The sequence below is a fragment of the Neoluteolibacter marinus genome (assembly GCF_014904755.1).
GTDB classification, from domain to species: domain Bacteria; phylum Verrucomicrobiota; class Verrucomicrobiia; order Verrucomicrobiales; family Akkermansiaceae; genus Haloferula; species Haloferula marina.
In genome coordinates, this window is sequence record NZ_JACZFQ010000023.1 from 120,699 (window position 1) to 132,994 (window position 12,296).

Annotated in this window: 11 protein-coding genes; 5 read left to right on the forward strand and 6 right to left on the reverse strand. The window is 66.3% G+C overall.

Annotated elements, in window-relative coordinates; translation table 11 throughout:
• Nucleotides 1–5 precede the first annotated feature (5 nt).
• Nucleotides 6–1,391 (reverse strand): UDP-N-acetylmuramate:L-alanyl-gamma-D-glutamyl-meso-diaminopimelate ligase, encoded by a 1,386-nt coding sequence (mpl, locus tag IG178_RS06795; RefSeq protein WP_193211769.1) that lies wholly within the window; start codon nt 1,389–1,391, stop codon nt 6–8.
• 20 nt (nt 1,392–1,411) lie between these two features.
• Nucleotides 1,412–2,293: a haloacid dehalogenase-like hydrolase gene (locus tag IG178_RS06800; protein ID WP_193211770.1), complete on the reverse strand. Its 882-nt coding sequence runs from the start codon at nt 2,291–2,293 to the stop codon at nt 1,412–1,414.
• 118 nt (nt 2,294–2,411) lie between these two features.
• Here IG178_RS06800 and radC point away from each other — a divergent pair, with 118 nt between their 5' ends.
• Entirely contained in the window at nt 2,412–3,107 is a 696-nt protein-coding gene (gene radC / locus IG178_RS06805; protein ID WP_226895024.1) for a RadC family protein, read from the forward strand.
• A 78-nt stretch (nt 3,108–3,185) separates the two neighbouring features.
• On the opposite strand, the gene ykgO is transcribed toward radC, so the two are convergent.
• Complete coding sequence (ykgO, locus tag IG178_RS06810) at nt 3,186–3,350, reverse strand: type B 50S ribosomal protein L36 (RefSeq protein ID WP_193211771.1); 165 nt, start codon at nt 3,348–3,350, stop codon at nt 3,186–3,188.
• Nucleotides 3,351–3,477: 127 nt separating this feature from the next.
• On the opposite strand from ykgO, the gene ruvB reads away from it, so the two are divergent.
• The 4 genes from ruvB to IG178_RS06830 all read left to right on the forward strand — a co-directional run bounded on the left by ruvB (nt 3,478) and on the right by IG178_RS06830 (nt 6,183).
• A complete protein-coding gene (ruvB, locus tag IG178_RS06815; protein ID WP_193211772.1) occupies nt 3,478–4,503 on the forward strand; it encodes a Holliday junction branch migration DNA helicase RuvB in 1,026 nt (341 codons plus the stop codon).
• A gap of 138 nt (nt 4,504–4,641) precedes the next feature.
• Nucleotides 4,642–5,067, forward strand: coding sequence for a Fur family transcriptional regulator (locus IG178_RS06820; protein WP_193211773.1), 426 nt, complete (start codon nt 4,642–4,644; stop codon nt 5,065–5,067).
• Nucleotides 5,064–5,297, forward strand: a complete 234-nt coding sequence (locus tag IG178_RS06825) for a hypothetical protein (RefSeq protein WP_193211774.1) — start codon at nt 5,064–5,066, stop codon at nt 5,295–5,297. The genes IG178_RS06820 and IG178_RS06825 overlap by 4 nt, the downstream gene beginning before the upstream one ends.
• Complete coding sequence (locus IG178_RS06830) at nt 5,290–6,183, forward strand: tyrosine recombinase XerC (protein WP_193211775.1); 894 nt, start codon at nt 5,290–5,292, stop codon at nt 6,181–6,183. Before IG178_RS06825 ends, IG178_RS06830 begins: the two co-directional genes overlap by 8 nt.
• Nucleotides 6,184–6,224: 41 nt before the next feature.
• Here the strand turns inward: IG178_RS06830 and atzF are convergent, their stop codons facing one another.
• The 3 genes from atzF to IG178_RS06845 all read right to left on the reverse strand — a co-directional run bounded on the left by atzF (nt 6,225) and on the right by IG178_RS06845 (nt 12,291).
• On the reverse strand, nt 6,225–7,955 hold the full coding sequence (atzF, locus tag IG178_RS06835) for an allophanate hydrolase (protein ID WP_193211776.1): 1,731 nt from the start codon (nt 7,953–7,955) through the stop codon (nt 6,225–6,227).
• Nucleotides 7,956–7,993: 38 nt separating this feature from the next.
• On the reverse strand, nt 7,994–11,575 hold the full coding sequence (uca, locus tag IG178_RS06840) for an urea carboxylase (RefSeq protein WP_193211777.1): 3,582 nt from the start codon (nt 11,573–11,575) through the stop codon (nt 7,994–7,996).
• A gap of 83 nt (nt 11,576–11,658) precedes the next feature.
• Nucleotides 11,659–12,291 (reverse strand): urea amidolyase associated protein UAAP2, encoded by a 633-nt coding sequence (locus tag IG178_RS06845; RefSeq protein ID WP_193211778.1) that lies wholly within the window; start codon nt 12,289–12,291, stop codon nt 11,659–11,661.
• Nucleotides 12,292–12,296 lie beyond the last annotated feature (5 nt).

Consider the following 12,296-nt stretch of genomic DNA (forward strand, 5'->3'; position numbering starts at 1 on the left):
TCGCCCTACTTCAGCCGCTCCAGCAGCTTGGTGTGGATGCCGCCGAAGCCGCCGTTGCTCAGCACCGCGACCACGTCCCCCGCTTCCGCCTCCGCGGCCACCGTCTCCACGATTTCGTCGACGGTTAGGATGTAGCGGCCGTGTCCACCGTGCTTCGCGATGTCCGCGGCGAGCTTGTCGGGATCAAGGCGGTCATCCTCCGGGAACTTGTGAAGGTCGGGGATTTCCGAGATCACCGCCCGGTCCGCCAAGGCGAGCGCCGCCGCCAGATCGTCCTGGAAAACCGCGCGGCGGGTGGTGTTCGAGCGCGGCTCGAAAAGGATCCACAGCCGGCTCCCCGGGTAGCGCTGGCGCAAGCTGCCGACCGCAAACTTGATCGCGGTCGGATGGTGGGCGAAGTCATCGATCACCTTCACCCCGCCGGCCTCGCCGCGGAGCTCCTGGCGCCGTGCCACGCCGTCGAAGCTTTCCAGCCCCCCGCGGATCTCATCCGGCGTCAGTCCCGCGAAGCGGGCCGCGGCGGCGGCCATCGCGGCGTTGCGGACGTTGAACTCCCCGGTCATCCGCAGCGAGTACCGCTCGCCACCCAGGTTGAACGAGCTACGACCCTCCTCGTACTCCACGTCGCCGATCACGAGGTCGTTGCCCTCCCCCAGCCCCACCGTGCGGACCGGGCACGGGGCATTGTCCGCCACGTCGCGGCAATTCGGGTCGTCGCCGTTGATGATCGCGCAGCCGGTCCGCGGCACCACGTTGAGCAGGCGGCGGAAGGTCAGCTTGATCTCGTCGAGGTTGTTGTAGATGTCCGCGTGGTCGAACTCGATGTTGTTCACGACCGCGACTTCCGGCAGGTAGTGGAGGAACTTCGAGCGCTTGTCGAAGAACGCCGTGTCGTATTCGTCGCCCTCGAGGACGTTGAACTCCGAATCCGGGAAGTGCGCGCCGCGGCCGAGGTTCTTGGGCAGGCCGCCGATCATCCAGCCGGGATCGCGGCCGGCGGACAGGAACAACCAGGCCAGCATCGAACTGGTGGTGGTCTTGCCGTGCGTGCCGGAGACCACGTAGTTGCGCTTGCCGCGCAGGAAGTGCTCCTTCATCACCTCCGGCAGGGATTGGTAGAGCAGGCGCCGCGACAAGGCGGCCTCCGCTTCCTCGTTGCCCCGCGAGATCGCGTTGCCGATGACAATGACGTCCGCCCCGGCCGGCAGGTTCTCCTCCCGGTATCCCGCGGTGATCTCGACCCCTTCGTTGCGGAGGAAGTCCGACATCGGCGGATAGACGTTGTTGTCGGACCCGGTGACCACGAATCCCTTCTGCTTCATCGCGACGGCCACGGCGCCCATGGCGGTCCCGCAGACCCCGGTGAAATGGAAATGCTTCTTTTCGGACATGATGGAACGGCGGCCGGGCTTCAGAAGGTCGGCGCGGCCACGGTGGCGTTCTCACGCTCCTCGGACCGGCGGCGCAGGATGCGGTCGGCGGTCTCACGCACCATCTCGGTGAGCAGCAGCCAGAGGTGGCTGCCCTCGCTGTAGTCGGCCGGGGCGATGTGTTTCACCCGCCCGGCATGGGCCGACAACTGGAAGCATTTGCGGAAGCTGCGGCCGGTCGGATCCTCCGGATTATAGACCGCGATCGCCTGCCCGCCGCTCTTCGACATCACCGTGAAACAAGGCACGTCGGTCGGCCCGTCACCGACGTAGATCATGTTCTCGAAAGGAATCGGCCGCTGGTCGGAAGGCATGTGGTCGTTCACGTCCTGGGCGTAGTCGAGCATGCCCTTGTTGATCCGGAACAGGAACTGAGTCTTGGTCGTGTGCGAGATCGCCCGCTTCGGGAAACTGATGTGGCCGTGGGCGTCCTCGCCGAATTCACAGCCGAAAATCGCTTTCACCTTCGGCTTCAGCCGGCTGCCGTCCAGCAGCGCCTTGAGACCGGAGGAGATGATGTAGAACTCGATCTTCACGCCCGCCAGCTCGTGATCGTGACCGAGGCAGGTCGCCGGCAGCGAGTCGAACATCTCCGCGACACCGGGGAAGAAGCTCAGCCCGGCACCGAGCTGGGTCAGCCGGGCGTTGGTCACCTGGTCCATCTGCAGGTAGTCCAGGATGCACTTCAGGTAGGCCAGCTCCCCGTCCCACTGCTGCTCGGTCACCAGCGCGTTGCACTTTTTCCAGAACTGCGCGGGATCGATCCCGAACTCCGGGAACAACACATCGTCCTGCATGTAGCGCGGGCTGAGCGTCTGGTCGTAGTCGAAAACCAGCGCGATCGTGTTCTGCGGGGCGGCCATGGAGCGGCGGAAGGGAACCAGCCGCCATCCCGTGCCGCAAGAGCAATTGCCGGACGCACGGCACCGCCCCGGGTGAATTCTGCTCGCCAAAACCCCACCCATCGGTGTTCATGCGATCATGTCAGACCGGATTTCCGACCTCCCCCTCGACGAGCGGCCGCGCGAGAAGCTGGCAAAGCTCGGCCCCGGAGCCCTCGACAACGCCGAGCTGCTCGCCCTGTTCCTGCGCACCGGGATGAAGGGACGCAGTGCCATCCAGATCGGCCGCGACCTGCTCGAACACTACGGATCGATCGGTTCGCTCGGCAGCGCCGGGGTCGACGAGCTGGCCCGGCAGCCGGGCCTGGGCCTCGCCAAGGCCTGCCAACTCGTCGCCGCCTTCGAACTCGGCGCCCGTGCCGCACGCGAACAACTGGCCAGCACGCCGCTCGACTCACCCGAAATGATCCACCGCACCTTCTCGCCCCAGCTCGCCTGGCTGCGGCACGAGAAGCTGCTGGTCGCCCTGGTCGATACCCGCCTGCGCCACAGCGGCACCATCGAGGTCAGCGCCGGCAGCCTGACCGAAACCGTCGCCCACCCGCGCGAGATCCTCCGTCCGGTGATCACCCGCGGGGCCTACGGCTTCGTCCTGATCCACAACCACCCGTCCGGCGACCCCTCCCCCAGCCGGGCCGACGAGCATTTCACCCGCCGCATCACCGAAGCCGCCGACCTGCTTCAGCTCCGCTTCCTCGACCACATCATCGTCGGCCGCCCCGACCGCGGCCGCGAGGCCTACTTTTCGTTCCGCGAAGCCGGGATCATCGGTTGACGGAGCGGCCGCCCGCCGAACACAAAAAGACGGCCCGCAGGCCGTCTTTCGGAAAATCCTGGAATTCCTCCGCGGGAATTACTTCACGCCCTTCTTCGAAAGGCGGGTGCCCTTGGTCGCACCCTGGCGGGCCTTGAACTTCGGGTTCGACTTGCAGATCACGTAGAGCGTGCCCTTGCGCTTGACGACCTGGCAGTCGGCGTGGCGGCGCTTGGCGGAGGCGAGAGAGGAAAGAACTTTCATGGCGAAAATGGCGTTTCGGTGCGGGCCGCGGAACTTAGGGAACCGGGCGAGCTTGTAAAGCCGATTCTCGCGCCAAAAAACCGTGTTCATCCGACCGCCTTCGTGGTCTGCTCCTCCCGCGCCCAGGATGAGCGAGAATTTCTACCAAACCACGACCTCCGCACCGGCCACGCCCTACGACGTCTCCCTCCGTCCCCCGGTGTTTTCCGAGTTCATCGGCCAGGAAAAGGTCAAGGAACGGCTGCTACTCATGGTCGCGGCGGCCGGAAAGCGCGACGATGTGCTCGACCACGTGCTGCTCTCCGGCCCGCCCGGCCTCGGCAAAACCACGCTGGCCAACATCATCGCCCGCGCCACAGGTTCCCAGCTCCACGTCACCTCCGGCCCGCAGATCGAGAAGGCCGGCGACCTCGCCGGCGTGCTGACCAATCTGCAGAAGGGCGACGTCCTGTTCATCGACGAAATCCACCGCCTCCACCCCGCGATCGAGGAATACCTCTATCCGGCGATGGAGGACTTCCGCCTCGACATCATCATCGACTCCGGCCCGTCCGCCCGCTCGATCCAGCTCAACCTGCCGCGCTTCACCCTGGTCGGTGCCACCACCCGCTCCGGCATGCTGACCGCGCCGCTGCGCTCGCGCTTCGGACTGGTCAACCGCCTCGACTACTACAGCCAGGAGGAACTCGCGCAGATCATCGAGCGCTCCGCCGGCCTCCTCGACATCCCGATCCTGCGGGACGGTGCCATGGGCATCGCCGCCCGCTCGCGCGGCACGCCGCGGGTCGCCAACGCCCTGCTCCGCTGGGTCCGCGACTACGCCCAGGTCAAGGGCGACGGCACCATCACCGGTCCGCTCGCCGACGCTGCCCTGGCCATGATCGAGATCGACGAGCAAGGCCTCGACGAGATGGACATGCGCATCCTCGAGGCGCTGATCTACAAATTCAACGGCGGCCCGGTCGGTGTCGGATCGCTCGCCGTGGCCGTCGGCGAGGACGCCGCGACCCTCGAGGAAGTCCACGAGCCCTTCCTCATCCTCCAAGGCTACCTCCAGCGCACCCCGCGCGGCCGCGTCGCCCTGCCCGCCGCCTATCAGAAAATCGGTGCCCCCCCGCCGCCGCCCGTCGACGGCCAGCCCAACCTCCTCTGAATCGGGCCCCGCCAAGCGAGCCGCCCTCAAACGGAGCGCCGGATTCATCCGGCTTCACCAGACCGGCACCACAGCGCCCTTATCCTCCCCGCATTTCCCGTTTCTCATTCCGCCATCCTCCGCTTACCCTTTCCCCGGATGTCCGACCTCGTCGCCCAGACCGTTGACCGCTGCCGATCCGCCGGCCTGCGCCGCACCAAAGCGCTGGAAGAGCTGATCACCACCCTGCTCGATTCCGACCGCCCGATGACCCTCGGCGAGCTGGCCGCCTCCCCGCGGCTGCGCGACCAGTGCGACAAGGCCACCGTCTTCCGCCTGCTCCAGCGGCTCGCCGAAAAGGGGGTCGTCCGTCGCCTCGGACTCCACGAGCGCGCCGCCTACTTCACCCTGCTGCTGCCGGGGCGGCACCACGACTACCTGATCTGCACCGAGTGCGGCAGCATCGAGGCGGTCAAGGCCCCCTGTCCCGTCCACGAGCTCGAAGACGAGATCCGCCGCAAAACCGGCTACCGCAACCTCTACCACGAACTCGAATTCTTTGGCACCTGCCCCGCCTGCGCATGAACCGCCTCGTCCGCATCGCGCTCACCCTGTTCATCGCCGCGAGCGTCCTGATCCTCCTGGTCCTCAAGCGACTGGAGCGCGCCAAGGAGATGATCGGCTCCCAGGCCGACTCCGAGGTCCAGATGGCTTACTTTGGCATGGGCATCGTCGCCCTCATGATGATCGGCGGCATCGTCCTCCTCATCACCGCCTGGGTCCGGTCGAGGAAAAAGCCCGCCGGCAATGAGTGACGACCCGGAGAACGACTTCCTTCGCTTCATGGAAGTCGAGCGCAGCGCCTCGCCGCGCACCTTGGCCAATTACCTGCAAGCCCTTGAGACCTGCCGCGGCTGGTTTGGCGACGGCTTCCCCGGCTGGCGCAACGCCACGGCCGACGACTTCCGCCGCTACCTCTTCGAGCTGATGAAGCAGGAGCTGTCGAAGGCGACCATCCGCCTCCGCTTCGCTGCCCTCCGCTCCTTCTACAAGTTCCTCGTCCATCGCCGCGGCCTGGCCAAGAGCCCGGTCGCCGAAGTCCAGCTGCCCAAGCCGGAGAAGAAGCTGCCGGTCGTCCTCAGCATCTCCCAGATCGACGAGCTGCTCGCCCTGCCCCTCAAGGTGCCCCTCCACAAGCAAACCGCGCCGTGGATGCCGCTGCGCGACGCCGCCATCCTCGAGCTCTTCTATTCCTGCGGCCTGCGCATTTCCGAGCTGCGCGGGCTCGACGTCAAGGATGTCGACTTCCTCGGCGAGAACGTCCGCGTCATGGGCAAGGGCGCCAAGGAACGCATCGTGCCGGTCGGCGGCCCCGCCCTCGCCGCCCTCCAGCGCTACCAGCGCGAGGCCGCCGTCACCAACGGTCCCTTGTTCCTCGGCAAGCTCCGCACCCGCATCAGCCAGCAGGCGATCGACCAGCTGCTGAAGAAGTATCTCAAGCTCAGCTCGATCCCCTTCAAGATCTCGCCCCACAAGCTGCGGCACAGCTTCGCCACCCATCTCCTCGACGCCGGCGCCGACCTGCGTTCCGTCCAGAGCCTGCTCGGCCACGCCTCGCTCTCGACCACCCAGATCTACACCCACGTCACCAAGGAGCGCCTGCGCCAAGCCTACGACCAGGCCCATCCCCGGGCCAAGTAGCGCAACGTTTCACGTTGCGTACCTGGACGGCCCGCCCCTTCTCAATCCCGGACCGCTTCCAACCAAGCCTTCCACCCCCCGTGGAAGGTGATCTCCTCGGCCCCTTCCGCCGCCCGCGGCTCGGCAATGAATCCCGGCACTTCCTCACCGCTTTCCAGCAGCACCTTGCCGATCCCAAGCGGTCCCGGGATCTTCGAAACGAAATCGCCGAAGGCCGCAGGATCCAATTCCCACACCTCGACCTCGATCGCCGCGCCCTTTTCGTCGTCGCGGATCATCGCCGGTCGCGGTGGGATTCCTTCGGAGGCGGGGATCGCATACATCCGGTAAACCGGCGCCGTCCGCGTCCGGGCCCGCAAGCTGGCACCGCGGTCCGCGAGCTGCCAATGCAGCGGCAGTCCTTCCAAATGGGCTCCGCAAACCACCACGGGGATCCGGTTCGCCGCTTCCGCAGGGGCAAACTCCGCCCCCCCGAAACGCCCGGCCAACCCGAGCAATGCCTGGTCCCAGCCCGCCTGCGCCGCAAGGGTCACTCCCCAACGCGCCCGCCCGCCCCGCGCCTCGCCGGCCGGCACCGCCACGGCACTGAGGTCGAGCAGGTTCATGAAATTCGTGTAGCGCCCGAGCGTGGCATTCGTCTGATACGGTTCATCCAGTACTTCCGCCACCGTGTAGAGACGCGGCGTCGTCGGCAGCAGCATCACGTCAACCTCCCGCCACGCCTTCGCGGCCTCCCGCGCCAGTTCCTGCAGCCGATACTGCGCCCGGAAAGTAGCCGCCGCATCCCAACCCTTCGAGGCTTCCAGGATCTTGCGCGTCACCGGGAAGACATCTCCCGGATGCTCCTCGACAAAGCCGCCTACCGCTGCCCAGCGCTCTGCCACCCAGGGGCCTTCATAGAGCAGCTTGGCCACATCGACGAAGGGCGTCAGGTCGATCTCGACCGGCACCCCGCCGATCTCCTTCATCCGCTCCACCGCGCCATCAAACAGGGCCGGCGTGTCCGGGTCGCCTGCGAAATCCAGCCCCTCCGGCACCCCGAAGCGGAAGGTCCCTCCGAAGCTGCCAACCGATGCCAACTCCCGTGCATAGGGATCCGTCTCGTCGAATACGCCGGCAACCGAAGCTACCAGCGAGGCGTCCGCGGCCGTGTTGGCAAACACTGACACACAGTCCAGCGAGCGGCAGGCCGGCACCACGCCGCTGGTGCTCAACAGTCCCTTGGTCGGTTTCCAGCCGATCAAGCCCTGGAAGGCAGCCGGCACCCGGCCCGAGCCCGCGGTGTCGGTGCCGAGTGAGAAGCAACACAGCCCCGCCGCCACCGCCGAGGCGCTGCCCGCGCTCGACCCGCCGGGCAGGAACTCGGCATCGATCGCATTCCGCGGCACGCCGTAGGGCGAGCGCGTCCCCACCAGGCCGGTGGCGAACTGGTCCAGGTTCCCCTTGCCGATCGGAATGGCACCCGCCTCGCGCAACAAGCGAACCACCTCGGCATCCCGCTCCGGAAGGTAGCTGAACTCAGGACAAGCCGCCGTCGTCGGCCACCCGCCCACATCGATGTTGTCCTTCACCACGAAAGGAATCCCCCACAGTGGCAGGTCCTTCGGCCTCCGCTCCACCGCCCGGGCCATCTCCAACAAAATGTCCTTTGCCGGCAGATGAATGAACAGCGCCGGATCGTTCCACTCCACGATCTTCGCCCAGATCTCCTCCACCAACTCCGATGGCCTGAATCCTTCTGCAAAGCGCGCCTTCAGTTCGTCGATCTTCATGCCTTCCAAATTTCGCGTTCTTCGCGTCGTTTCGCGGTTCAGTTCCGGCTCTTCACCACCAGCAGCGATTGCCCCGCACGGACACTCGCCCCTTCCGCCACCAGCACCTCGACGACCTCCACGGCTTCGTCGGCATCGAGCGGCACTTCCATCTTCATCGCTTCCAGGATCATGGCGGTATCGGATCCTCCCAGCAGATCGCCTGCCTGAACATGGATTTTCCAGACACTCCCGGTCACCGGACTGTCGAGCGTCGTGCATCCTTCCGGAATCGACACCTCCGCCACTTCGACCACCGCCTCGGCCGGCGCATCCATCGTCAGCCCGGCTTCCTCCCAGCGCTTGCGCTCCGCCTCGAAGGCCGCCCGCTGTTTCGTCCGGAAGGCCTCGATCCCGTCCGCATTCGCCTCGAGGAAGGCCTCGTATTCAGCAAAACGGAACACCGTCTCCTCGATCTCCAGCTGGTGCCGCCCGCGCGGGACGTCCTCCCGCAGTTGCAGCAGCTCCTCCGCGCTCACCGGATAGAAGCGCAGCTGGTCGAAGAAGCGCAGCAGCCAGGGCTGCTCGAAATCCACCGTCTGCCGCCAGCGGTTCCACACCGGGATCGTCCGGCCGGTGAACTGGTAACCGCCCGGCCCCTCCATGCCGTAGATGCACAGGTAAGCGCCACCGATGCCGACCGCATTCTCCGGCGTCCAGGTGCGCGCCGGATTGTACTTGGTCGTGACCAAGCGGTGCCGCGGATCGAGCGGCGTGGCCACCGGGGCACCGAGATAGACGTCCCCGAGTCCCATCACCAGATAGGAGGCGTCGAAGAAGATCCGCTTCACCTCGTCGATCGACTCCAGCCCGTTGATCCGCCGGATGAACTCCAGGTTGCTCGGGCACCACGGCGCGTCCGGCCGCACGCTCTGCATGTACTTGCGGATCGCCTCCTGGGTGCTCGGATCGTCCCAGCTGATCGGCAAATGAACCACCCGCGCCGGCACTTCGATTTGCTCAAGCGGCGGCAGGGAATGGATGCCTTCACGGATCGTCTTCCACAAAACCTCCCGGCCGATCGCCCGCGGATCGAAATGCACCTGCAACGAGCGGATCCCGGGCGTCAGGTCGATGATTCCCGCGATTCCCTGCTCCTTCAGCCATTCATAGACCACGTGGACCTTGAAGCGCAGCTTGAGGTCGAGGTGATGCGGTCCGAACTCGATCAGGAAGTAGCGGTCCCCCGCCCGCCTCACCACCACCGCATCATCGCCCTCGCCAAATTGATCCAAGATGGGCGACGGCAACTCGCCGATCGCCGCGGGATCCGGCAGGGAATCCGACTTTCCTGTTAGGAAAGCGTCCACCGCCACCGATTGGTGCGCCGCCCAGGCTTCGTCGACCGGCACGAAGCGCAGCTTGTCGCCCGGCCGCAACTGACCCAGCTTCCACAGCTCGGCATCGACCACCACCACCGGACAGACGAAGCCACCAAGGCTCGGTCCATCCGGCCCCAGGATGACCGGCATGTCGCCGGTGAAGTCCACCGCGCCGATCGCGTAGGCATTGTCGTGCAGGTTGGACGGATGCAGGCCGGCCTCGCCACCATCGGTCCGCGCCCACTTCGGCTTCGGGCCAATCAAGCGCACCCCGGTCCGGGCCGAGTTGTAGTGAACTTCCCAGGAAGTCGCAAAAAAGGTCTCGATGTCCTCGTCGAGGAAGAAGTCCGGTGCCCCGTGCGGCCCGTAGAGCACGCCGATGGTCCACTCGGATGCGATCGGCAGAGATCCCCGCGCTCCGATTGACTCGCTCGTCGACGGAACGTCGACCCTCCCTATCCCCAGCACGTCGCCCGGCAGTAGCGCACGGCCGAAGGGACCGCCGAAGCGACCCAGTGTGAAAGTGGCCGCACTGCCCAAATAGTGCGGCGACTCGATGCCGCCCGCCACGGCAAGGCAGCAGCGCATGCCCGGCCCCTCGATCCGGCCGATCTTCAGCAGGTCTCCCGCTGCAATCTCGACTGCCTCGTTCATCGGCACCGGCTCGCCGTTGCGCAGCATCAGCACCGGGGCTCCGGTCAGGGCGATCACCGCGTCCGCATTGAAGCGCAAGCTCGGGCCGCTCATCGTGATCTCCAGACCCGCCGATCCTTCGTCGTTTCCGACCAGGCGGTTGGCGAGACGGAAGGAAAGCGCGTCGAAGGGCCCGCAGGGCGGCACCCCGACCTCCCACAGCCCCCTCCGGCCCGGCCAATCCTGGACCGTGGTCATCGTGCCCGCCGTGACCACATCAAAGGTCCGCGGCCGGTAGTCGAAGCCCGCCATGTCGCGCATCGCCACGCCACCGGCGACGTACGACGACCACCGTACGACTTGCCGCAGGTAGCGCAGGTTGGTCTCGATCCCCGAGATCTGGCTCTCGTCGAGCGCCCGCGTCAGCAGGTCGACCGCGTCTCCGCGGTCCTTGCCGTGGACCATTACCTTGCTCAGCAACGGGTCGTAGAAGGGACTGACCTCCGTGCCGGCGGCGATCCAGCCGTCGCAGCGCGTCCATTCGGGAAACTCCGCCTCGGTCAGCAGCCCCGCGCTCGGGCGGAAATTGTGGTTGGGATCTTCCGCGTAGACCCGCGCCTGGATGGCATGGCCCTGCGGCGGCGGGGCGCTGGCAGGCATCGTCCATTCCGGGTCGAGCGCCAGCCGGATCATCCACTCGACGAGGTCGATGCCCGTCACCAGCTCGGTCACCCCGTGCTCGACCTGCAGCCGCGTGTTCACCTCGAGGAAAAAGAAGTCCTCACGATCCGCGTCGTAAATGAACTCCACGGTCCCGGCCGAGCGGTAGTTCACGCTCTCCCCGAGCGTCACCGCAGCCGCATGCAGGGCCGCGCGGACCTCGTCGGAAAGCCCCGGTGCCGGGGTTTCCTCGAACACCTTCTGGTTGCGCCGCTGCACCGAGCAGTCGCGCTCGCCCAGCGCCAGCACCCGGCCTTCGCCGTCGCCGAAGATCTGCACCTCGACGTGGCGGCCGCGCTCGATGAAGCGCTCGATGAACACCCCGCCCGAGCCGAAGCTGCGTTCGCTCAAGCGCACCACGCTTTCAAACTCCTTCGCGAGCTCCTCCGCGTCGCGGCAGACCTTCATCCCGATCCCGCCGCCGCCAGCCGTGCTCTTCAGCATCACCGGGTAGCCGATGCCTTCCGCCGCCGCGACCGCTGCCGCGGCATCTTCCAACAAGTCCGTCCCCGGCACCAGCGGCACCCCCGCCTCGCCAGCTAACCTCCGCGCCTCGTGCTTCAGGCCGAAGGCAATGATTTGCTCTGGAGTCGGCCCCAGCCACTTCACCCCGGCCTCCTCGCACATCCGCGCGAAGTCGGTGTTCTCGCTCAACAAGCCGTATCCCGGAAACACCGCCGCTGCCCCGCTCTGTCGTGCCACCTCGAGCAGCGACTCCTTCAAGAGATAGCTCTCCGACACCGGCCCCGGCCCGAGCCGGTGGGCCTCGTCCGCCAGGTCGACGTGCGGAGCGCCGGCATCCGGATCCGAATACACCGCCACCGCCCGCAGCCCGAGATGATGAACACTGCGGATCGCCCTCGCCGCGATTTCTCCTCGGTTTGCTATGAGTATGGAGCCTTTCATTCGCTTCGTTTCAAAACCACGGAACACCTCAATTCAAAACCCTCTTCGTTCCGCGTATTCCGTGATCTCCGTGGTTGGTGTTCCTAGTCCCAGATCAGCACTTCCACGGGCGTCGGATTCCAGCCGTTGCACGGGTTGTTGAGTTGAGGGCAGTTCGAGATCAGGCAGACGACATCCATCGCCGCGACCATCTCGACGTATCGTCCCGGCGCGGAGATGCCATCCTCGAAACTCAGCTGGCCGTCCGGGGTCACCGGCACGTTCATGAAGAAGTTGATGTTGCAGGCGATGTCGCGCTTGCTGAGCTCGATCTTCCATTCCTGCGCGCCGCGGATGAAGGAATCGCGGCATGCATGCATGCACTCCTTGTCGTGGGCGTAGCGCATCGTGTTGCTCTCGCGCGAGCAGGCGCCGCCCAGGGTGTCGTGGCGGCCGCAGGTGTCGGCGGTGATCTCCAACAGCACGTTCCCCTCGGTGCTCATCAGCTTGGTGCCGGTGCTCAGGTAGAGCGCCTGCTGGGCCTGGATCGTCCCGTCCGCCGAGTAGCGGTCGGTCGGGTCGGCGGCACTGTAGAACAGCGTGTCCGCGGCCTGGTTGCCCTCGAGGTCCAGGATCCGCAGCGTCTGGCCACGCTTGATCTCATGGACCCACCAGTCCCCCGCCGGGATGACGTGGCGGTAGGCGGCCGTGGCCGGGTCGAGTTTGCTTTCGGTCATGGCGG